19 protein-coding genes and 1 riboswitch are annotated in these 21,646 nt (G+C 62.7%); of the genes, 7 read left to right on the top strand and 12 right to left on the bottom strand.

Features of this window, described 5'->3' with window-relative positions; translation table 11 throughout:
- Positions 1–40 precede the first annotated feature (40 nt).
- The gene (gene mgtE, locus MKI86_RS07195; protein WP_241599161.1) at positions 41–1,471 is read right to left on the bottom strand and encodes a magnesium transporter; all 1,431 of its coding nucleotides are present in this window, start codon (positions 1,469–1,471) and stop codon (positions 41–43) included.
- Between the two features lie 300 nt (positions 1,472–1,771).
- Between mgtE and MKI86_RS07190 the strand changes: the two genes are divergently transcribed.
- From MKI86_RS07190 to gcvP, 5 genes are all read left to right on the top strand, one after another.
- Positions 1,772–2,266, top strand: coding sequence for a peptide deformylase (locus tag MKI86_RS07190; RefSeq protein WP_241599159.1), 495 nt, complete (start codon positions 1,772–1,774; stop codon positions 2,264–2,266).
- Positions 2,267–2,341: 75 nt separating this feature from the next.
- The gene (locus tag MKI86_RS07185) at positions 2,342–2,575 is read left to right on the top strand and encodes a DUF2171 domain-containing protein (RefSeq protein WP_241599157.1); all 234 of its coding nucleotides are present in this window, start codon (positions 2,342–2,344) and stop codon (positions 2,573–2,575) included.
- A 168-nt stretch (positions 2,576–2,743) separates the two neighbouring features.
- Positions 2,744–2,846: riboswitch (glycine riboswitch) on the top strand.
- Positions 2,847–2,998: 152 nt separating this feature from the next.
- The gene (gene gcvT / locus MKI86_RS07180) at positions 2,999–4,138 is read left to right on the top strand and encodes a glycine cleavage system aminomethyltransferase GcvT (RefSeq protein ID WP_241599155.1); all 1,140 of its coding nucleotides are present in this window, start codon (positions 2,999–3,001) and stop codon (positions 4,136–4,138) included.
- A gap of 37 nt (positions 4,139–4,175) precedes the next feature.
- Positions 4,176–4,538, top strand: a complete 363-nt coding sequence (gene gcvH, locus MKI86_RS07175; RefSeq protein WP_241599154.1) for a glycine cleavage system protein GcvH — start codon at positions 4,176–4,178, stop codon at positions 4,536–4,538.
- Positions 4,538–7,399 (top strand): aminomethyl-transferring glycine dehydrogenase, encoded by a 2,862-nt coding sequence (gene gcvP, locus MKI86_RS07170; protein ID WP_241599152.1) that lies wholly within the window; start codon positions 4,538–4,540, stop codon positions 7,397–7,399. The genes gcvH and gcvP overlap by 1 nt, the downstream gene beginning before the upstream one ends.
- Positions 7,400–7,467: 68 nt before the next feature.
- Here the strand turns inward: gcvP and MKI86_RS07165 are convergent, their stop codons facing one another.
- The 9 genes from MKI86_RS07165 to MKI86_RS07125 form a co-directional block, all read right to left on the bottom strand.
- A complete protein-coding gene (locus MKI86_RS07165) occupies positions 7,468–7,875 on the bottom strand; it encodes a response regulator (RefSeq protein WP_241599150.1) in 408 nt (135 codons plus the stop codon).
- Complete coding sequence (locus MKI86_RS07160) at positions 7,841–9,724, bottom strand: ATP-binding protein (protein WP_241599147.1); 1,884 nt, start codon at positions 9,722–9,724, stop codon at positions 7,841–7,843. Before MKI86_RS07160 ends, MKI86_RS07165 begins: the two co-directional genes overlap by 35 nt.
- Positions 9,725–9,830: 106 nt before the next feature.
- Complete coding sequence (gene sufA, locus MKI86_RS07155) at positions 9,831–10,220, bottom strand: Fe-S cluster assembly scaffold SufA (protein ID WP_241599145.1); 390 nt, start codon at positions 10,218–10,220, stop codon at positions 9,831–9,833.
- 107 nt (positions 10,221–10,327) lie between these two features.
- A complete protein-coding gene (locus MKI86_RS07150) occupies positions 10,328–10,708 on the bottom strand; it encodes an SUF system Fe-S cluster assembly protein (RefSeq protein WP_241599143.1) in 381 nt (126 codons plus the stop codon).
- An 11-nt stretch (positions 10,709–10,719) separates the two neighbouring features.
- Positions 10,720–11,958 carry a cysteine desulfurase gene (locus MKI86_RS07145; protein ID WP_241599141.1) on the bottom strand — a complete coding sequence of 413 codons (1,239 nt, stop codon included), beginning with the start codon at positions 11,956–11,958 and terminating at the stop codon, positions 10,720–10,722.
- A 66-nt stretch (positions 11,959–12,024) separates the two neighbouring features.
- A complete protein-coding gene (sufD, locus tag MKI86_RS07140; RefSeq protein ID WP_241599139.1) occupies positions 12,025–13,299 on the bottom strand; it encodes a Fe-S cluster assembly protein SufD in 1,275 nt (424 codons plus the stop codon).
- Positions 13,300–13,321: 22 nt separating this feature from the next.
- Entirely contained in the window at positions 13,322–14,077 is a 756-nt protein-coding gene (gene sufC / locus MKI86_RS07135) for a Fe-S cluster assembly ATPase SufC (protein WP_241599137.1), read from the bottom strand.
- Positions 14,078–14,151: 74 nt separating this feature from the next.
- The gene (gene sufB / locus MKI86_RS07130) at positions 14,152–15,621 is read right to left on the bottom strand and encodes a Fe-S cluster assembly protein SufB (protein ID WP_241599135.1); all 1,470 of its coding nucleotides are present in this window, start codon (positions 15,619–15,621) and stop codon (positions 14,152–14,154) included.
- Positions 15,622–15,758: 137 nt separating this feature from the next.
- Positions 15,759–16,916, bottom strand: a complete 1,158-nt coding sequence (locus MKI86_RS07125) for a cysteine desulfurase family protein (RefSeq protein WP_241599133.1) — start codon at positions 16,914–16,916, stop codon at positions 15,759–15,761.
- Positions 16,917–17,128: 212 nt separating this feature from the next.
- Here MKI86_RS07125 and MKI86_RS07120 point away from each other — a divergent pair, with 212 nt between their 5' ends.
- Positions 17,129–17,806, top strand: coding sequence for an alpha/beta hydrolase (locus tag MKI86_RS07120; RefSeq protein ID WP_134650779.1), 678 nt, complete (start codon positions 17,129–17,131; stop codon positions 17,804–17,806).
- A 63-nt stretch (positions 17,807–17,869) separates the two neighbouring features.
- On the opposite strand, the gene MKI86_RS07115 is transcribed toward MKI86_RS07120, so the two are convergent.
- Together MKI86_RS07115 and MKI86_RS07110 are read right to left on the bottom strand one after the other, a co-directional pair.
- Entirely contained in the window at positions 17,870–19,048 is a 1,179-nt protein-coding gene (locus MKI86_RS07115; protein WP_241599131.1) for a GGDEF domain-containing protein, read from the bottom strand.
- Between the two features lie 90 nt (positions 19,049–19,138).
- A complete protein-coding gene (locus MKI86_RS07110; RefSeq protein ID WP_241599129.1) occupies positions 19,139–20,272 on the bottom strand; it encodes an anhydro-N-acetylmuramic acid kinase in 1,134 nt (377 codons plus the stop codon).
- 114 nt (positions 20,273–20,386) lie between these two features.
- Between MKI86_RS07110 and tyrS the strand changes: the two genes are divergently transcribed.
- Complete coding sequence (tyrS, locus tag MKI86_RS07105) at positions 20,387–21,640, top strand: tyrosine--tRNA ligase (RefSeq protein WP_241599126.1); 1,254 nt, start codon at positions 20,387–20,389, stop codon at positions 21,638–21,640.
- The last annotated feature ends 6 nt before the right edge of the window (positions 21,641–21,646 follow it).

Raw genomic sequence — 21,646 nt, 5'->3', positions numbered from 1 at the left:
TATAAGTCAATTTTTCCGTCTTCCCGACACCATCGAATCCCTAGCGGACGGCGAACCACCAGGTCGCCAGCCCCAGAAAGGCGAGGAAGCCGACGATGTCGGTAACGGCGGTGACGAAGACGCTGGAGGAGACCGCGGGGTCGGCGCCCGCGCGGTCGAGCAGCATGGGGATCATGATGCCGGCAAGGGCGGCAGCGCACATATTGATCAGCATGGCGGCGGCGATCACGCCGCCGATATTCAGATCGTGGAACCAGAAGGCCGCGACCGAGCCGATGGCAAGTCCGAACGCCAGGCCGTGCAGGACGCCGACGCCCGCCTCACGCCGCACGACGCGCCAGGCGTTGTGAATGTCGAGGTCGCGCGTGGCGAGCGCCCGCACCGTGACCGTCATGGTCTGGGAAGCCGCATTGCCGCCCATGCCGGCGACGATCGGCATCAGCACGGCAAGTGCCACGATCTCCTCGATGGTCGCCTCGAACATGGAAATGACGGAAGCGGCAAGGAAGGCAGTGAGCAGGTTGACCAGAAGCCAGGGTGCGCGCGACCGGACAGTGTCGATGGTGGTATCCGACAGCTCCTCGTCGCCGACACCGCCGAGGCGCATCAGGTCTTCTTCGGCCTCTTCCTGAATAACGTCCACCACGTCGTCGATTGTCAGAACGCCGACAAGGCGGCCGTTCTCGTCCACAACGGCGGCGGAGAGAAGGTCATACTGCTCGAAAAGCTGGGCGGCCTCTTCCTGGTCCATGTCGGCAGGGATGGGGTGGTTCGTCTCGCGCATGACCGTTTCGATCTTCGCGCTGCGCGCCGTGCGCAAAATGCGGTCGAGATCGATAGCGCCGAGCAGGCGGAAGGTTGGATCGATAACGAAAATCTGCGAAAAGCTTTCCGGCAAGTCGGCATCTTCGCGCAGGTAATCGATCGTCTGGCCGATTGTCCAGAACGGGGGCACGGCGACGAATTCCGTCTGCATGCGCCGGCCCGCGGTGCTCTCCGGGTAATCCAGCGAGCGGCGCAGGCGGATGCGCTCGGTAAACGGCAGCTTGGACAGGATTTCGTCCTGATCGGCCTCGTCGAGGTCTTCCAGAATGTAGACGGCGTCGTCCGAATCCATCTCGCCGATGGCCGCGGCGATCTGCTCGTTGGGCATGTGCTCGACGATGTCGAGACGGATCGCCTCATCGACCTCCGTCAGCGCGGACAGGTCGAAATCATCGCCCAGAAGCGAAACGAGCTGGTGACGCTGTTCCGGCTGGATGGCCTCAAGAAGGTCGCCCAGTTCCGATTCATGCAGCCGCAGCACATGACGGCGCAGGAACAGGAGGTCTCGGTCGGCAATCGCCGCACCGACATGCATGAGGAAATCCGAGCGGATCGAGCCGTCCTCGGCATAGATATCCTCGGCCGGAAAATTGGCCTGCTCGGTCTGCCCCTCGCGGATACGGTCGTCGTCACCGGTGTTTTCCATCGGGGCGCTCCTTGTATCGGCTCGTCCGCGCGGCACTTCGGCGAAGCGGGAACGATGGGGATTGCTGGGCAGGGCTCGGCGCGAAGCCCTGGTCGGAAGAGCCTCGCTTTCCATCGTGCTAAAGCAAAGCGCCCGGCCGGTCCATTGCCGAACAAGGCAAATGGTAGGGCGGCAAAAGAATTTAACAAGCTGTTGCAAATCAACGCTATTCGCGTCGCATCGGCCGCCGGCGAGCGGCGCGCATTCCCCGCATGGCCCAAACACGCTAGGAAGCGCGAGCAACACACGAGCGGAGCAATCATGGCGATCCTGCCCATCCTTCGTTTTCCTGATCCGGGCCTGCGTACGGCCTGCCGGCCTGTCACAGTCTTCGATAGCCGCCTGGCCACGCTTGCCAGCGACCTTGCCGACACGATGCGTGCGGCACCCGGCATCGGCATCACCGCCGCCCATGTCGGCATTTACGAACGCCTCACGGTCATCGAGCTCGACGGCCCGGCTTCGCAACGGGTCTATGTCAACCCACAGGTAACATGGTCATCGCCGGACATGCAGAGCCATACGGAGGGAAGCGTCTCCATGCCCGGCGTGACCGACGAGGTGGAGCGCCCTGCCCGCATCCGCGTCTCCTGGCAGGATCTCCAGGGCCAAAGCCATGAGGAGGAAGCGGATGGCCTTCTTGCCGTGTGCCTGCAGCACGAGATCGACCAGCTCGACGGCATCTTCTGGATCGACCGCCTCTCGCGGCTGAAGCGGGAGCGCATCGTCAGGAAGTTCAGGAAGACCGGCGCCTAAAGCGCAAAAAGGTCGGAACCACGCGCGGGGCAACACGTTTTGGGTCTATCCATCCCCGTGAAAAGGAGAAGACCGATGGTCAATGCAAACCAGATTCGCGAACACATGGAAGTCAAGGCCGCCGATGGCCGCCATGTCGGCACGGTCGACCATATGGAAGGCGACAGCCGCATCAAGCTGACTCGTAACGATTCCGACGACGGTCAGCACCACCTCATTCCTCTCGACTGGGTCGATCACGTCGATTCCCATGTGCATCTCAACAAGGATGCCGAGGATGTGAAGCGCGAATGGTCGTCGATGAACTGACCACGCAGCTCGCAAAAGACCAGGGAAGCCCGCCGCTAGGCGGGTTTTCCCTATCTGGATGACGGGACGGCCTCGCCCGTGTTGCCGCCGCCTTCCCTCAACGACAAAAAATTGTTCGACAGCGACGTGGCGCTCTTGCCAAAACACAGGCAAGGCCGTTATCTGGGATCGACCTCGCTGGGAGAAACCGGCTGCCTCGATGAAGGGTAGCGCCGGTGCCGAAGGAGCAACCGCCCCGGAAACTCTCAGGCAAAAGGACCAGCTAGGTGCCGTCGAAACTCTGGAGAGAAGCGCGTGAGCGCTCGCCGAAGGGATAACAATCTCAGGCGAAGGGACAGAGGGGGCTCAGGAGAACGGCGCAGCTGCGCCTGAATTGTGAGCCGGCGCCTGGAGGATCAGGCGCCCAACGACTGGAGGGCGCCTTTGGACGGATCGTCTGAACTCAAGAAAACCCCGCTTCACGCGCTGAACGTTTCGCTCGGCGGCCGCATGGTGCCGTTTGCCGGCTATGACATGCCGGTACAGTACCCCGCCGGCGTGATGAAGGAGCACCTGCACACCCGTGCCGCGGCCGGCCTGTTCGACGTGTCCCATATGGGCCAGGTCACGGTGCGCGCCCGCTCCGGCGATAATACGGATGCGGCCCGCGCGCTGGAAACGCTGGTGCCGGTCGATATTGTCGGCCTTGCCGAAGGCCGCCAGCGCTATGCACTCTTCACCAATGACGAAGGCGGCATCCGCGACGACCTGATGATCGCCAACCGCGGCGACCACTTTTACGTGGTCGTCAACGCCGCCTGCAAGGACGCCGACTTCGCCTACATGCAGGAGAAGATCGGCGATATCTGCGAACTCACGCTGCACGACGACCGCGCGCTGGTCGCATTGCAGGGACCCCATGCGGAGGCGGTGCTGGCGGAACTGTGGGCAGACGTGTCGGCCATGCGCTTCATGGACGTGCGCGCCTGCGACCTGCACGACGCCCACTGCATCGTCTCGCGTTCGGGCTATACCGGCGAAGACGGTTTCGAAATCTCCATTCCCGCCGATCTCGCCGAGACCGTTTGTCGGCGCGTGCTCGATCATCCCGACGTGCTGCCCATCGGGCTCGGTGCGCGCGATTCGCTGCGCCTCGAAGCCGGCCTGTGCCTCTACGGCAACGACATCGACACCGTCACGACGCCCGTCGAAGCCGGGCTCGAATGGGCGATCCAGAAGGTCCGCCGCACAGGCGGGGAGCGTGCCGGGGGCTTTCCGGGTGCCGATGTCATTCTCGACCAACTCGAAAATGGCGCTGCGCGCCGCCGCGTCGGCCTGCGCGCCGAGGGCCGTGCACCGGTTCGTGCCGGTGCAGTGCTCGCGACTGACCCGGAGGGGCAGGATATCGTGGGTACCGTCACATCAGGCGGCTTCGGCCCCACAATCGATGGTCCGGTCGCCATGGGCTACGTCGCCGGCAAGGCAACGGCACCCGGGACCCAGCTCTATGCCGGCGTGCGCGGCAAATTCCTTCCCGTCACCGTTACCGCCATGCCCTTCGTCAAGAACACCTTCAAGCGCTGAACGGCGCACACCATACCCATTCGAGAGAGGAACAAACATGCTGAAATTCACCGAAGAACATGAATGGCTGAAGATCGAGAACGGTGTCGCCACCGTCGGCATCACGACGCATGCCGCCGAACAGCTCGGCGACCTCGTCTTCGTCGAACTGCCCGAAGTCGGCGCGACTTTCTCCAAGGGCGGCGATGCGGCGACGGTCGAATCCGTGAAGGCTGCTTCCGACGTCTATTGTCCGCTCGATGGAGAAATCGTCGAAATCAACGAAGCGATCACCGCCGACCCCTCGCTCGTCAACAGCGACCCACAGGGTGCCGGCTGGTTCTTCAAGCTGAAGCTTGCCAATGCCGCCGACGCCGAGAGCCTGATGGACGAAGCCGCCTACAAGGAGCTTGTCGGCTGATGAACCTTCCCAAGGATTTTGCCTTTACCGATTACCAGCCCTACGACTTCGCCAACCGTCGCCATATCGGCCCCTCACCGACGGAGATGGAAGCGATGCTGAAGGTGATCGGCTATGACAGCCTCGATGCGCTGATCGACGACACCGTGCCCAAATCGATCCGCCAGACGAAGGCGCTCGAATGGGGAGCCGCGATGACCGAGCGCGAGGCGCTCGACAAGCTGCGCGAGACCGCCAACCGCAACAGGAAGTTCGTCTCGCTGATCGGCCAGGGCTATTACGGCACCATCACGCCGCCGGTCATCCAGCGCAACATCCTGGAAAACCCGGCCTGGTACACCGCGTATACGCCCTACCAGCCGGAAATCAGCCAGGGCCGCCTCGAGGCGCTACTGAACTACCAGACCATGGTCTGCGACCTGACCGGCCTCGACGTGGCGAATGCCTCGCTGCTCGACGAGGCGACCGCCGCCGCCGAAGCCATGGCGATGGCGCAGCGCGTGGCGAAATCCAAGGCGACCGCCTTCTTCGTGGACGAGAACTGCCATCCGCAGACGATCGCGCTGCTCAAGACGCGTTCCGAGCCACTTGGCTGGCAGATCATCGTCGGCGACCCCTTCACCGATCTCGATCCGGTCGATGTCTTTGGCGCGATCTTCCAGTATCCCGGCACCTATGGCCATGTGCGCGACTTCACCGGCCTGAATGCGCGGCTGCACCAGACCGGTGCCATCGCCATCATGGCGGCCGATCCACTGGCACTGGCGCTGCTCAAGTCGCCCGGCGACATGGATGCCGACATCGCCATCGGCTGCACGCAGCGCTTCGGCGTCCCTGTCGGCTATGGCGGGCCTCATGCGGCCTATATGGCGGTGAAGGATGCCTACAAGCGCTCCATGCCGGGCCGCCTCGTCGGCGTCTCCATCGATGCGCGCGGCAACCGCGCCTACCGCCTGTCGCTCCAGACCCGCGAACAGCACATCCGCCGCGAAAAGGCGACATCGAACATCTGCACCGCGCAGGTGCTGCTCGCCGTGATGGCGTCCATGTATGCTGTCTTCCATGGCCCGAAGGGCCTCAAGGCGATTGCCCAGAGCATTCACCAGAAGACAGTGCGCCTTGCCAAGGGCCTCGAGAAACTCGGCTTCACGGTCGAGCCGGACGTGTTTTTCGACACGATCACCGTCCATGTCGGCAAGCTGCAGGGCATCATCCTCAAGACCGCCGTCGCGGAAGAGGTGAACCTGCGCAAGATCGGCAACGACCGCATCGGCATCAGCCTCGACGAGCGCTCACGCCCCGTCACGCTGGAGGCCGTCTGGCGTGCCTTCGGCGGTGACTTCGAGGTCTCGGAGTTCGAGCCGGATTACCGCCTGCCGGGTGATCTGTTGCGCACCAGTGAATACCTGACGCATCCGATCTTCCACATGAACCGCGCAGAAACCGAGATGACGCGCTACATCCGCCGTCTGTCCGACCGCGACCTCGCGCTCGATCGGGCGATGATCCCGCTCGGCTCCTGCACGATGAAGCTCAATGCGACGGCGGAAATGCTGCCGATCACATGGCCGGAATTCGCCGAGATCCACCCCTTCGTACCGGCCGACCAGGCGCAGGGCTACCGGCATCTCATCGAGGACCTGTCGCAGAAGCTCTGCGATATCACCGGCTATGACGCCGTCTCCATGCAGCCGAATTCCGGCGCGCAGGGCGAATATGCCGGACTGCTGACGATCCGCGCCTATCACCTCGCCAATGGAGACACGCACCGCGACGTCTGCCTCATCCCGACCTCCGCGCATGGCACCAACCCGGCTTCCGCCCAGATGGCCGGCATGAAGGTCGTCGTCGTGAAAGTGTCCGAGAACGGCGACATCGACATGGAGGATTTTCGAGCGAAAGCAGAGCAGTACGCGGAAAACCTCTCGTGCTGCATGATCACCTACCCGTCGACGCATGGCGTATTCGAGGAGAATGTGCGCGAGATCTGCGAAATCGTGCACAGCCATGGCGGCCAGGTCTATATCGACGGCGCCAACATGAACGCCATGGTGGGCCTTGCCCGCCCGGGCGATATCGGCGGTGACGTTTCCCATCTCAACCTGCACAAGACCTTCTGCATTCCGCATGGCGGCGGCGGCCCGGGCATGGGACCGATCGGCGTGAAGGCGCATCTGGCGCCCCACCTTCCGGAAAGCCCGCTGACGGGCGAGGCTGGCGCGGTTTCGGCAGCGCCTTTCGGCTCGGCCTCCATCCTGCCGATCTCCTGGAGCTACTGCCTCATGATGGGCGGAGCAGGCCTGACGCAGGCGACGAAGGTAGCGATCCTCAATGCGAACTACATCGCCACCCGCCTGAAGGGCGCCTATGATGTGCTCTACAAGTCCGCCAAGGGCCGCGTGGCGCATGAATGCATCATCGACACGCGCCCCCTGGTCGACAGCGCCGGCGTGACCGTCGACGACGTCGCAAAGCGCCTGATCGACTGCGGCTTCCACGCACCGACCATGAGCTGGCCGGTCGCAGGCACGCTGATGATCGAACCGACAGAATCGGAGACCAAGGCGGAGATCGACCGTTTCTGCGATGCAATGCTGGCAATCCGTGAGGAAGCCCGCGCCATCGAGGAGGGCCGGATGGACCGGGCCAACAACCCGCTGAAGAACGCGCCACACACGGTGGAAGACCTCGTCGGCGAATGGGATCGCCCCTATTCGCGCGAGCAAGCCTGCTATCCGCCGGGCGCCTTCCGCGTCGACAAGTACTGGTCACCGGTCAACCGCGTCGACAACGTTTATGGCGACCGCAACCTCGTATGCTCCTGCCCGCCGCTGGAGGACTACGCAGACGCGGCGGAATAGTCCGCGACAAGCATTCGAACCCCGGCCGATCGATCGGCCGGGGTTTTTCCATTTCGGGCAGGGAAAGGTCAGGGCGAGACGGCGACGTCCACCCAGAAACGCGTGAAGCCCTCCGCGAATTCGCGGTAGCCGCTCAATGTCGAAGGTTTCACGGCATAGGCATTGGCGCCGCTCTCATAGGCGCGGTTGATGTCGGTCATACTCGACGAAGAGGACAACATGATGACGGGCGTAACCGCCGTGCGCGGCTGGCTGCGCAGCCGCTTCAGGAGATCCACACCGCTGATGCCCGGCATGTTGATGTCGAGAAGGATGTAATCGAAGACCTCGGCGTCGAGGCGGTCGCTTGCGGCTTTCGCATCGGCGACATGGGTGATGTCGAGCGTGCTGCCGGCGTCGCTGAAGGCGCGCAGGACGAAACGCACATCCATGGGATCGTCATCAACGACGATCAGTTTCCTCGCCAGGCTTCCCACGATCGTTCCCCCTTGGCTTCGCAGTTTGCGGAAACGTCACGACGAAGCGTGCGCCCGGACCATAGCTCGTGTCAAGGGTGATCAAGCCATTGTGGCTCTCCGCGATCCGGCGTGCCAGAGCGAGGCCGATGCCCGTGCCCTGATAGACGGTTTCGTTGCGGTGCAACCGCTGGAACACTTCGAAGATGCGATCGACATGCTGCGGATCGATGCCGATACCCTCATCCTCCACGACGAAATCGAGCCCCGACTCGTCTTCGCGGCAATAGACACGCACGACCGGCGCATGTTCGGGGCGGCGATATTTCAGGGCATTGCCGATGAGGTTCTGCGCGAGGCGCTTCAGGAGCTCCCGGTCGCCCATGACCTCGGGCATGGCGGCGACGGCGACGGTTCCGCCGCTTTCCTGCACATGGCTTTCGAGTAGCGCGAGCGCATCGTGCACAACGCCGGAGAGGTCCACCGGCTTGGGCGCAGCGATGCGGTAGGCGATCTGCGAATATTCCAGCAGGCTGTCGATGATACGCCGCATGCGCGCGGCGCTCTTGCGCACATGATCGGCATAATTGGGCAGCTCGGCGAATTCCCCGCGATGCAGGTCCTCCGAAATCATCTCGGCAAACATGGAGAGATGCCGCAGCGGCGCCTTGAGGTCGTGTGAGACGGTGGCGGTGAACTGGTCGAGCGCTTCATTCTTGCGGCGCAGCTCGTCGGCCTGCGCCTCCACACGGGCCTGTTGCCGCTTCGTCTCGGTGATGTCGCGGCCGATCGCCACCACCTCGCAGACGCCATCGTCATCGAAGGTCGCCACTGCCGTCCAGAGCATCCAGTCCTGCTCGCCATCCGCGCCCTGCGTAGAGATTTCCCGCGTCTTGACCGGCCGCTCCGGCGTGTAGCCCGCGATATCGATCAAGGCGGCCGTCTGCTCGGGCGCACAGGCGACATCGCGCAGGCAGACCCCGATCAGCGCATCGGCGGTCGAGCCGACATGGTGTGCGTAACTGTCATTGGCGAACAGGATGGAAAGGTCGCGGTCGAACCGCACGATCATGTCGGGCAGGATCTGCAGCAGCGAGAAGTACTCGCGCCGCTTCTCCTCCAGCGCCGCCTCGGCGCGCTTGAGCTCCGTCACATCGATGCGCAGCGCCACGATATCACCGGTCTCGGCCACATGGCTTTCGGCGCGAAGCCAGCGGTCGTCACCGAAGCTGAAGACATCGCCGCCGCTGCCTGCGGTGCGATGGCTGGCCAGACGCGCACGCACGATGGCATCGGCCTCCGGCGTGCCCTCGCGAATGCCGGGAAACATGCCTGCGCGGATATTGGCGCGCACGATGCTCTCGAAGGTCGCACCGACACGCACCGCGCCCCGCGCCCTGCCACAGCGCTCGCGATAGGAGCGATTGAACAGGACGAGCCGCTCGTGCCGGTCGAAGATGGCAAAGCCCTCCTCCATAGTGTCGAGGGCGGAGGCGATGCGCTGGCCGAGCAGGATCTGCTCGCCATGGCTGCCGCCACTGAGCAGGCTGCGCAGGAGAAGCGCGTAACGCGGCCCGTCCGCCTCACCGGGCAGTGCGATGACATGAGCCGTGGCCTCGAGCCCGGCATTCGGGCCGACCTTGAAGAAGAAGGGATGGGCATTTTCCCGCCCGCCGGCGGCATGACGTGCGAAGATGTCGGCAATTGCGGGGTCGTCGATGACGGGCGAGCCCGGTGCGCTTGCATCGCCGGCAACCCGGCCGAAGACGCGGGCGGCCGCGTCGTTGCAGGAGAGGATGCACGCCTGCGCATCAACGATCAGAACGGGAAACGGCAGATCCTGGTAAAGTGCGGCGGTAAAACCTGTCATTGCCCGCCCTCCTTCGCGCTCAGGCCGGCATCAAGCCCTTCGCCGGCTGCGGGAGCCTAGGCAAAACGGCGGGCGAAGGAAAGATGCTGGAAGGGCTTTTCGCAGGTCAGGCACGCACGGTCGGCTGACCGGCAGCTGCCAGTGCGGCAAGGTCGGCGGGCTTCAGCTCGACCGATTCGCCGCATCCGCAGGCGGAAGTCTGGTTGGGATTGTGGAAGGTGAAGCCGGAGCGCAGCGTCGTCACCTCGAAATCCATCTCTGTGCCGAGCAGGTAAAGCACGGCTTCCGGCGCCACCCAGACGCGGGCCCCGTTCTTTTCGATCAGGTCGTCCTTGGCATTGGCTTCGGTAACGAGGTCGATGGAATATTCCATGCCCGCGCAACCGCCCTTCTTGATGCCGACGCGGATGCCCGACGCGCCATCGCCGGCATTATCGACGATGGCCTTTACCCGGTCCGCCGCCGCATCCGTGAGCTTCATAACTGCAAAGGCCATGGTCATTTCTCCTTCGCCGACCGGGTTCAAGGCCCGATGGTTCCGACTCTGAATCTAGTGCCGCCGGGTGCCGCGATCAATAGCGTAACGCCGCGAGGCGTTCGGCCTCAATACCAGCCGACGGCGACCTGCGCCTCTTCCGACATGCGGTCGGGCGTCCACGGCGGATCGAAGGTCATGGAAACCTCCACGCCCGATACGCCTTCGACGGCGCCCACGGCGTTTTCCACCCAACCCGGCATTTCGCCCGCTACCGGGCAGCCCGGCGCCGTCAGCGTCATGTCGATCTTGACCATGCGGTCGTCTTCGATGTCGATCTTGTAGATCAGGCCGAGTTCGAAGATATCGGCCGGGATTTCCGGGTCATAGACCGTCTTCAGAGCGGCGATGACATCATCGGAAAGGCGCGCCAGCTCGTCGGCCGGAATAGCCGAATGCACGATGCCTTCACGGACGTCGATCTTGTCTTCGGTTGTGTCGAGGGACATGTTCCACCTCCTCAGGCGAAGAATTTGCGAGCATGGTCGAGCGCGTCGGCCAAGGCATCGACTTCGGCGCGCGTGTTGTAAAGGCCGAACGATGCCCGGCATGTGGAGGTCACGCCGAAGCGTTTCAAGAGCGGCTGCGCACAATGGGTGCCGGCGCGCACCGCCACCCCTGCCCGGTCGATCACCATCGAGACGTCATGGGCGTGGATACCTTCCAGTTCGAAGGAGAAGATCGAGCCCTTGCCGGGCGCCGTGCCGAAGATCTTCAACGAATTGATCGCCGACAGACGCTCATGGGCATAGTCACGCAGATCGGCTTCATGGGCCGAAATCGCCGCACGGCCGATGTTTTCCATATAATCGAGCGCATAACCAAGGCCGATCGCCTGCACGATGGGCGGCGTGCCGGCCTCGAACCGGTGCGGCGGGTCGTTGTAGGTGACGATATCCTCGGTAACGTCGACGATCATTTCGCCACCGCCCTGGAAGGGACGCATCTCCTTCAGCCGGTCCATCTTGCCGTAGAGCACGCCGATGCCCGAGGGGCCGTAGAGCTTGTGGCCGGTCATGACATACCAGTCGCAATCAATGTCGCGCACATCCACCGGCATGTGCACCGCGCCCTGCGAGCCATCGACCAGAACCGGAATGCCGCGCTCGCGGGCGATGCGGCAGATTTCCTTCACGGGAACGATGGTGCCGAGCGCATTCGACATATGCGTGATGGCAATGAGCTTGGTGCGCTCGGTGAGGCACTTCTCGAATTCTTCGATATGGAAGGTGCCCGCCTCGTCCACCGGCGCCCAGACGAGCTTGGCGCCCTGCCGCTCGCGGATAAAGTGCCACGGCACGATGTTGGAGTGATGCTCCATGATCGACAGCACGATCTCGTCGCCCTCGCCGATCTTCGGCATGCCGTAGCCATAGGCGACCGTGTTGATCGCCTCGGTCGAGGACTTCGTGAAGACGATCTCATCGACCGAAGAGGCGTTCAGGAAACGGCGCACCTTCTCGCGCGCCGCCTCATAGGCATCGGTCGCCGCATTCGACAGGAAGTGAAGGCCGCGATGCACATTGGCATATTCGTTCGAATAGGCGTGCGAGATCGCGTCGATTACCGACTGCGGCTTCTGTGCTGAGGCACCGTTGTCGAGATAGACCAGCGGCTTGCCATAGACTGTCTTCGACAGGATCGGGAAATCCTTGCGGATCGCCTCGACATCATAGGTCTTTGCCGGAACGTGTTCCATCTCGATGGTCCTTGCTTGCGCAATCCCGCAGGCAAGGGAGGGCCTGCCTGCCGGGATTGCTCAGGGTTACGCGTGCTTCTCGAGCCAGTCGGCGATAACGCCTTCCAGTGCTTCGACCAGCGGCTCGTCTTCCAGCTCCTCGACGATCTCGGCGACGAAGGCATTGACAAGCATGGCGCGTGCCTTGTTTTCCGGAATGCCGCGCGCCATCAGGTAATAGAGCTGCGTGTGGTCGATGTCGATCACGGTCGCGCCGTGGCCGCACTGCACATCGTCGGCGAAGATTTCCAGTTCCGGCTTGGCGGAGAAGTCTGCCTCGTCGGAGAGCAGCAGCGTGTTGCACGACATCTTCGCGTCGGTCTTCTGGGCGTCTGGGGCCACACGGATCTGGCCCTGGAAGACGCCGCGAGCGCGATCAAAGATCACGTTGCGGATGACTTCCGTAGATGTCGTGTTCGGCACGTTGTGGCCGACGGTGAAGGTCACGTCGTTGTGCGTCTCGCCGCCGAGCAGGTTGATACCGCGCAGCACGAGATCAGAGCCCTCGCCCGACACCACGACGTGAATTTCCTGCCGCACGAGCTTGCCGCCCGCATTGATGACGTAGAGGCGAAGCTTCGCATCGGTGCCCAGCGTGATGCGGATCTGGCCGAGATGCGTATCGGCACCGCCCTGCGCCTGGAAGATGATCCAGGTGATTTCTGCGCCATCGGACAGCGTGATGTCGCTGACGGTCGTGACGAAAGCGGCGTTCTCGCCGGTCGCCACATGGCGCTCGATGACGGTTGCCTTCGACTGCGCGCCGAAGGTCGCCGGGAAACGCGTATGCGTCTGGCCGGCATTCTGCGTCGTCTGGATTTCGACGGGCGTCGTGAGTTCGGTACCGGCGGGAATGTCGAGCACAAACCCATCGCGCACGAAGGCGCCGTTGAGGCGTCCGATCGTATCGTCAGCGTCGCGGGCAACGAGGCCCGCGGCTGCGGTGCCGTCCAGCAGCGCATCCGCAAGGCGGGTCACCGTCACGCCGTCGGCGGACGCCCGCTTGTCGGCAACGCCGTTGACGACCGACAGCACGCTTGCACCCTCGACGAGCGGCTCGATCCTGTCGGCGGAAGCCGCCGGATCGAAGGCCGGAACGGTGCGCAGCAGAGCCTTAAGGTCTGTATAATGCCACGCCTCGACGCGACGTGTCGGAAGGCCAGCTTCCTTGAAATCGCTGATCAGCACATCGCGCGCCGCCAGCACGGCGCCATCGCCCGGCAATTCGCCGATGGCCTGGTCATAGGCGTCGCACAGCGCCGTTTCGGCGACAGAAAGCGTCTTGCCTGTCTGCATGTTCATGAGATCACTCCTTCGCGATGCTTCAGGCAGCAGCCCCGATGATGTCGGCATAGCCGTTTGCTTCCAGCTCATGTGCCAGCGTCTTGTCGCCGGACTTGATGACCTGGCCCTTGTAGAGGACGTGGACCGTATCGGGCACGATATAGTCGAGCAGGCGCTGGTAGTGGGTGATGACGATCACCGCACGGTCGGGCGAACGCAGCGCGTTGACACCATCAGCCACGATCTTCAGCGCATCGATGTCGAGACCGGAATCGGTCTCGTCGAGAACGCACAGCTTCGGCTCGAGCAGGGACATCTGCAGGATTTCGGCGCGCTTCTTCTCACCGCCGGAGAAGCCGACATTGAGCGGGCGCCGCAGCATTTCCGGCGCGATCTTGAGTTCGGCGGCGGCTTCCTTGACGCGGCGCATGAAGTCCGGCGTCGTCAGCTCGCCCTCGCCGCGCGCCTTGCGCTGCTCATTCATCGCGACCTTGAGGAACTGCATGGTGGCAACGCCGGGGATTTCGACCGGATACTGGAAGGCGAGGAAGATGCCCTTGGAGGCACGCTCGGCCGGGTCCAGTTCCAGGATGCTCTCGCCGTTGTAGAGAATGTCGCCCTCGGTGACTTCATAGTCTTCGCGGCCGGACAGGATGTAGGAGAGCGTAGACTTGCCGGAGCCGTTCGGGCCCATGATGGCGGCGACTTCGCCGGCCTTCACGGTGAGGTTCAGGCCGCGGATGATCTCGGTGCCGTCTTCGGCGATGCGGGCGTGCAGGTTCTTGATTTCAAGCATGGACATATCCTTCTCGGACGAATTCGTGGTGTGGCGCGCGGATTTTCGCGCGCCTGAACTTCAATGAATGGAGGTCAGCCGACCGAGCCTTCCAGCGAGATGCCGATGAGCTTCTGCGCCTCGACGGCGAATTCCATCGGCAGTTCCTGGATGACTTCCTTGACGAAGCCGTTGACGATGAGGGCAATGGCCGCTTCCGTCGGAATACCGCGCTGCAGGCAGTAGAACAGCTGGTCCTCGGAGATCTTCGAGGTGGTCGCTTCGTGCTCGAACTGGGCCGTCGCGTTCTTCGCCTCGATATAGGGCACGGTATGCGCGCCGCACTTGTCACCGATCAGAAGCGAGTCGCACTGGGTGAAGTTGCGCGCGTTCTCCGCCTTGCGGTGGGCCGAGACCTGGCCGCGATAGGTGTTGTTGGAGAAACCGGCGGAAATGCCCTTCGAGACGATACGGCTCGACGTGTTCTTGCCGAGATGGATCATCTTGGTGCCGCTGTCGATCTGCTGATGACCGTTGGAAACGGCAATCGAGTAGAACTCGCCGCGCGAACCATCGCCGCGCAGGATGCAGGACGGATACTTCCAGGTGATCGCGGAGCCGGTCTCGACCTGCGTCCACGAGATCTTGGAGTTCTTGCCCCGGCAATCGCCGCGCTTGGTTACGAAGTTGTAGATGCCACCCTTGCCTTCCTTGTCGCCCGGATACCAGTTCTGGACGGTGGAATACTTGATTTCGGCATCATCGAGCGCAACCAGTTCGACGACGGCGGCGTGCAACTGGTTTTCGTCGCGTTGCGGCGCGGTGCAGCCTTCGAGATAGGACACGTAGGCGCCCTCTTCCGCGATAATCAGCGTGCGCTCGAACTGGCCGGTGTTCTTCTCGTTGATACGGAAGTAGGTCGACAGTTCCATCGGGCAACGAACGCCCTTGGGTACGAAGACGAAAGACCCATCCGTGAAGACGGCCGAGTTCAGCGTCGCATAGAAGTTGTCGGTCGTCGGAACGACGGTGCCGAGATACTTCTTCACGAGGTCGGGATACTCGCGGATGGCTTCCGAGATCGACATGAAGATCACGCCGGCCTTTTTCAGCTCTTCCTTGAAGGTCGTGACGACCGAAACCGAATCGAACACCGCATCGACAGCGATCTTCGAGGTCTGCACGCCAGCAAGGATTTCCTGCTCGCGCAGCGGGATGCCAAGCTTCTCGTACATCTTCAGAAGCTCGGGATCGACTTCGTCGATGGACTTCGGGCCACTCTGGTTCTTCGGCGCTGCATAGTAATAGAGATCGTTGAAATCGATCTTCGGATACTCGACGCGCGCCCAGGTGGGCTCCTCAAGCGTCAGCCAGCGGCGATAGGCCTCCAGACGCCATTCGAGCATCCACTCGGGCTCGTCCTTCTTGGCCGAGATGAAACGGATGATCTCCTCGGAAAGACCCTTCGGGGCCTTCTCCATTTCGATGTTCGTTTCGAAACCGTATTTGTACTGGTCGACGTCAATCTGACGGACCTGATCGATCGTTTCCTGCACCGCAGGCATATCGTTCTCCAATCTTGCCGGATCCAAGGTCCGGCAGTTTGTCAACGTGTGGCGGTCTACCGCCGGTTATGTAAGGGCCAAAGGGCGCTTTTCACACCTTTTGGCAAGCAAAAACTTGCGTTCCCGCAAGTTTTGCATCAGGCGGCACGCCGGCGCGATACGACGCGCGAGAATGCAGCCAGAAAGCGTTCCACATCCGCCTCCGTCGAACCCGGTCCGAGCGAGACGCGAAGCCCGCCGAGCGCGGCATCGAAGCCCATCGCCGTCAGCACGTGGCTCTGCCCGACCTTGCCGGACGAGCAGGCCGAACCGGCCGAAAGCGCAATACCCTCCAGATCAAAGGCGATCTGGCCGGTCTCGGACTTCAGGCCCGGCAGGCTGAAGAACGAGGTGTTGGCGACACGCTCGACCTCGGCGCCATGAATGACCACGTCGTTGGTTGCCGCGCGCATGCCCTTTTCAAGCGCATCGCGAAGACCGGCAATGCGACTGTTGCGCGCGGCAGGCTCCTCGGTCGCACTTCGGGCGGCAGCGCCGAAGCCGGCGAGTGCTGCCGGGTTTTCGGTGCCAGAGCGATGCCCCTTCTCCTGCCCGCCGCCGCGGATCAGCGGCACCGGCATCAGCACTTCGCCGCGCGAGACGAGCGCGCCAGCCCCCTTGGGGCCGCCGAGCTTGTGCGACGTCAGGATCAGGAAATCGGCGTCAAGCGCCTCGATGTCGACCGGTACGCGGCCGACAGCCTGAACCGCGTCAACGACGAGAAGGCCACCGTGGCGCCGCACGATCTCGGCCACCGCCTTCACAGGCTGGACGATGCCGGTCTCGTTGTTGGCAAGCATGACGGCGACCATCGGCAGGCCGGTCGCCTTGTCGTGGTTGTGCAGCAAGATCTCCAGCGCGTCGAAGTCAACGACACCGGCACGCGTGACCGGAATGGTCGTCACGTTCTCGCGGGCAAAGCGGCCACCTTCACGGATGGCCGGATGCTCGATTTCGCTGGCGTAGAGATGCCCGATCGCAAGAGGCGTGCGGCCCATGCGATAATTTGGCGTGAGAACGAGGTTCGCCGCCTCGGTCGCACCGCTGGTGAAAATGACATTGGCGGGCGCGGCATTGACGAGCACAGCCACGTCACGGCGCGCGGCCTCCACCAGCATGCGCAATGCACGGCCCTCGCCATGCACCGAGGACGGATTACCCACCATGTCGAGCGCCGCGACAAAGGCGTCACGCGCCGCCGGCAGCAAGGGCGCCGTCGCGTTCCAGTCCAGATATGTGCGCTCGGTTTTGGTCATTCTTTATCCATGCCCGGCCGATCGAGATCGATGCGCGTGCATTTTTCTTGAAATTTCCGTCGGGCTTGCCTTATGACACCAAACTCACGGCGCCAACCGGGCGCCCTACAGTTTCGAATGGTTCTAAACTAGGTTCTAGAAAAGCTGACTGCTTTCGTCAAGACTTCAGTTGACAAGAATCCGTTTTCGGACCCGAGCTTGCCGGAGTAAGAATGCCCGAAATCATCTTCAACGGACCCGCCGGTCGCCTTGAAGGCCGTTACCAGCCGTCCAAGCAGAAGAACGCCCCGATCGCCATCGTGCTGCACCCGCATCCGCAGTTCGGCGGCACGATGAACAATCAGATCGTCTACCAGCTCTTCTACATGTTCCAGAAGCGCGGTTTCACGACACTGCGCTTCAATTTCCGCGGCATCGGCCGCAGCCAGGGCGAGTTCGACCACGGTGCGGGAGAACTGTCGGACGCGGCCTCCGCGCTCGACTGGGTGCAGAGCCTGCATCCCGATTCCAAGAGCTGCTGGGTCGCCGGCTATTCCTTCGGTGCGTGGATCGGCATGCAGCTCCTGATGCGCCGCCCGGAGATCGAAGGCTTCATGTCGATCGCCCCGCAGCCGAACACCTATGACTTCTCGTTCCTCGCGCCCTGCCCTTCGTCCGGCCTCATCATCAACGGTGAAGCAGACAAGGTTGCGCCGGAAAAGGACGTCAACGGCCTCGTCGAAAAGCTGAAGACGCAGAAGGGCATCCTCATCACGCACAAGACCGTGCCGGGTGCCAACCACTTCTTCAACGGCCAGACGGAAACATTGATGGCCGAATGCGAGGATTACCTCGACCGTCGCCTTGCCGGTGAACTCACGCCGGAACCGGCCGCCAAGCGCATTCGCTGAGCGCCCGAAAGCATAAGAGAACAAAAAGCCCGATGGTTTTGCCATCGGGCTTTTTGTTTGCTGTCAGCTCGCCTGCTTGACGGCATGCAGCACCACAGCCGGCGGCTCAGCCTCGCGCACGCAATCGCGCCCTGCATTCTTGGCAGCGTAGAGGGCGTCATCGGCGCGACGCATGGCAAAACGCAACGGCTCGTTCTGGCCGATTTCCGCCACGCCGAAGCTAGCGGTGACGCGAACGCCCTGCGGCAGGCCGGGCACCGGCGATACGGCCCGCGTCGCCCGCAATGCATGAGCAAACAACAGGGCCGCCTCCTTGCCGGTGCGCGGCAGGAAGAGCACGAACTCCTCGCCGCCAATGCGGGCGACGAGCGCACCTTCGGGAGAAGCGGCCTTCAGCATCTCGCCAAAGGCGCGGATCGCGGCGTCGCCGCCCTCGTGGCCGTACGTATCGTTGACCGATTTAAAGCGATCCAGATCGCAGATCACGATGCTGTGCGGCGCCGATTGCGCCATCAGCGCATCGACGCGATTGTCGAAACCGCGTCGGTTACACAAGCCGGAAAGCAGATCCACCTCGGCGTTCACCTTCTCGTCAGCAACGATTTCCAGCACGAGCACGCACAGCAGCATCAACCCGACGGCGACGATGAGAACAGCGCCCGTGCTCTGGGAGACGAGTGCAAACGGGCTGCTAAGATAGTCTTTCGCAGTCGCGCCCGCACCGGCAAACACGGCGGCAAAGCCTTTCAGGATAAAATGCAGGCTGGTGGCGACCAGCAACACGACAAGCGCCCGATCCACAAAGGATTTCACCGGTGCCCGCCATGCGGCCCAGGCACTCATACCGAGCGCCACGGCAAAGGGTGCCTGATAGGGCAATGCATGCTGCAGGGTGCCGCGTGGCAGGTCATAAATCAAAGAACCAAGCGCCACGAAGCACAGATAGATCCCGGCGAGAGCGGTACGACTGGTCTTCAGATTGTAGAGATGGCCAATACCGATGCGCAACATGAACATGCCGGCGAGCATCGACGCGAAGGCAAGAAGCGCCCAAAGCCTCACCGGCGGGACATAGGCGATGAGGAATTCGAAGATCGCAGACAGCGAGGCGACCGCAAAGCTGCCAGCGAACCAGCGGGCGGCGACACGATTGCGACTCCGGGCGGCGACCGCCAGGAAGAACATGAAGAAACATTGCGCGATGAGGAAATTCACCGCCAGCAGGAAGCCCGCGCCACTCATTGGCCACCTTACGCATTATACCGGAACCATTCCGTACATCGTACCCGGAATGACGGTTGACCATGCTAGGGACCGGCAGGAAAAATTGCGTTAACCGGAATTATCAGATTTCCGTAGCAGCCCGCCCGTCACCGGTGAATTGACGCCGGTGGTTCCCGGAAAGGTGAGTGGCAGGCCGGCGAGCGATCGCACCGCCAGATAGGCCCAGGCCTCCGCCTCCATGCTGTCTCCGTCAAACCCCAGCGCCTCGGCGGTGACGACTTCGGCCTCTTCCCGTTCGGCAAGTGCGGCAAGATCCTCCATGATGACCGTGTTCAGACGGCCACCGCCGCAGATCACGTAGAGCGCAGGACGTTCCGGCAGATGCCGGGCGGAACGCAGGATCGCGGCCGCCGTGACATGGGCGAGCGTGCGCGCACCATCCTCGAGGTTTGCGTCCGCTTGCGCCGGCGGGCGAAAATCGTTGCGGTCGAGCGAGCGGCGAACAGGATCGGTGAAGAAGGGAAGGTCGAGATAGCGTGCCGCGAGCGCGGGATCGATACGGCCCCTTGCCGCGATCCTGCCGCCTTCATCGAAGGCAATGCCCGCCCGCGCTTCGACCCATTGGTCGATCAGCGTATTTCCCGGTCCCGTATCGTAGGCGACGATGTCTCCGCCGCTGCCGATGAAGGTGATGTTGGAGATGCCGCCGATATTGACGAAGACGACCGCCTTGCCGCGCGCATTGGCGTGGCTGGCCGCAAGCGCAGCGTGATAGGCCGGAACCAGTGGCGCGCCCTGCCCGCCATGCACCATGTCGTTGGCGCGCATGTCATAGACGACTGCAATGCCGGTCTCGACGGCCAGCAGTCCGCCGTCACCGAGCTGTACGGTCAGCCCGTCATCCGGCCGGTGCAGCACGGTCTGGCCATGAAAGCCGATGACGTCGATATCGGCTGGAGACAGATTGTTCTGTGCGAGAAAGACGTTGACGGCCTCGGCATGGCGCATCGTCAGCTCCCGCTCTATGGCGGCGAGATCGCCCGGCCGCTCGCTGCGGTCACGGATCGTCCTGGCGGTTTCCAGCGCGTCTTGCAGGCGCAGACGAAACGCAGCGTCATACGCCTGCGCCATGGCCGGACCACGTTCGACGCGCCCCTCACCATTTGTGCGCAGCAGAGCAACGTCTATGCCGTCGAGGCTCGTTCCGCTCATGAGGCCGATGGCCGTTTTCAGTGCTGTCATGCGACATCTCCAGACTCACTTTTAAAGTGATTATGCCCGCAAACGATGTTAAACGCCCCGCTGTCCACCGGAAAACCATCTCCGGCCATCACGATTCCACCAGAGAGACAGGCCATGTCCGAATTCAAATCCGACTTCCTTCGCACGCTGAAAGAGCGCGGCTTCATTCATCAGATCTCCGATGAAACCGGCCTCGACGACCTTCTCGCCAAGGAAACCGTGACGGCCTATATCGGCTTCGATCCAACGGCGCCCAGTCTCCATGCCGGCGGACTCATCCAGATCATGATGCTGCACTGGTTCCAGAAGACCGGCCACCGTCCGGTTTCGCTGATGGGCGGTGGCACCGGCATGGTCGGCGATCCATCCTTCAAGGACGAAGCGCGCCAGCTGATGACCCCGCAGACCATCAACGATAACATCGCCAGCATTAAAAAGGTCTTCTCGAACTACCTCACCTATGGGGACGGTCCGAAAGACGCATTGATGATCAACAATGCCGACTGGCTGCTTGGCATCAACTACCTCGAATTCCTGCGCGATGTCGGCCGGCATTTCTCGGTCAACCGCATGCTGGCTTTCGACAGCGTGAAGATGCGCCTGGAGCGCGAGCAGTCGCTGTCCTTCCTCGAATTCAACTACATGATCCTGCAGGCCTACGATTTCGTCGAGCTGAACAAGCGCTGCGACGTGCGCCTCCAGATGGGCGGTTCCGACCAGTGGGGCAACATCATCAACGGCATCGACCTCGGCCACCGCATGGGCTCGCCGCAGTTCTACGCGCTGACCTCGCCGCTTCTGACCACCGCATCGGGTGCCAAGATGGGCAAGTCGCTTTCGGGCGCCGTGTGGCTGAACCCGGACATGCTGTCGGCCTATGATTTCTGGCAGTACTGGCGCAACACTGAAGACGCCGACGTCTCGCGCTTCCTGAAGCTCTACACGACCCTGCCGATGGACGAGATTGCCCGCCTTTCGGCGCTTGGCGGTTCGGAAATCAACGAGGTCAAGAAGATCCTCGCCACCGAAGTCACGGCCATGCTGCATGGCCGCGAGAATGCCGAGCAGGCGGCCGAGACGGCGCGCAAGACCTTTGAGGAAGGCGCAATCGCCGAGAATCTGCCGTCTATCGACGTTGCCACGGGAGAACTCGAAGCCGGCATCGGCCTGCTCGCGCTGATCGTCAAGGCCGGCCTTGCCGCCTCCAACGGCGAGGCACGCCGTCACGTTCAGGGCGGCGCAGTGCGCATCAACGACACCGCGGTCTCCGATGAACGCCGCCTCGTCGGCACCGCGGATGTCTCGGCCGACGGCGTCATCAAGCTGTCGCTTGGCAAGAAGAAGCATATCCTCGTGCGCCCCGCCTAACGGCGC

Origin of the sequence: Shinella sedimenti (assembly GCF_022601905.1) — a bacterium.
Taxonomy (GTDB): Bacteria; Pseudomonadota; Alphaproteobacteria; order Rhizobiales; family Rhizobiaceae; genus Shinella; species Shinella sedimenti.
This window is presented reverse-complemented; position numbering and strand designations above follow the sequence as displayed.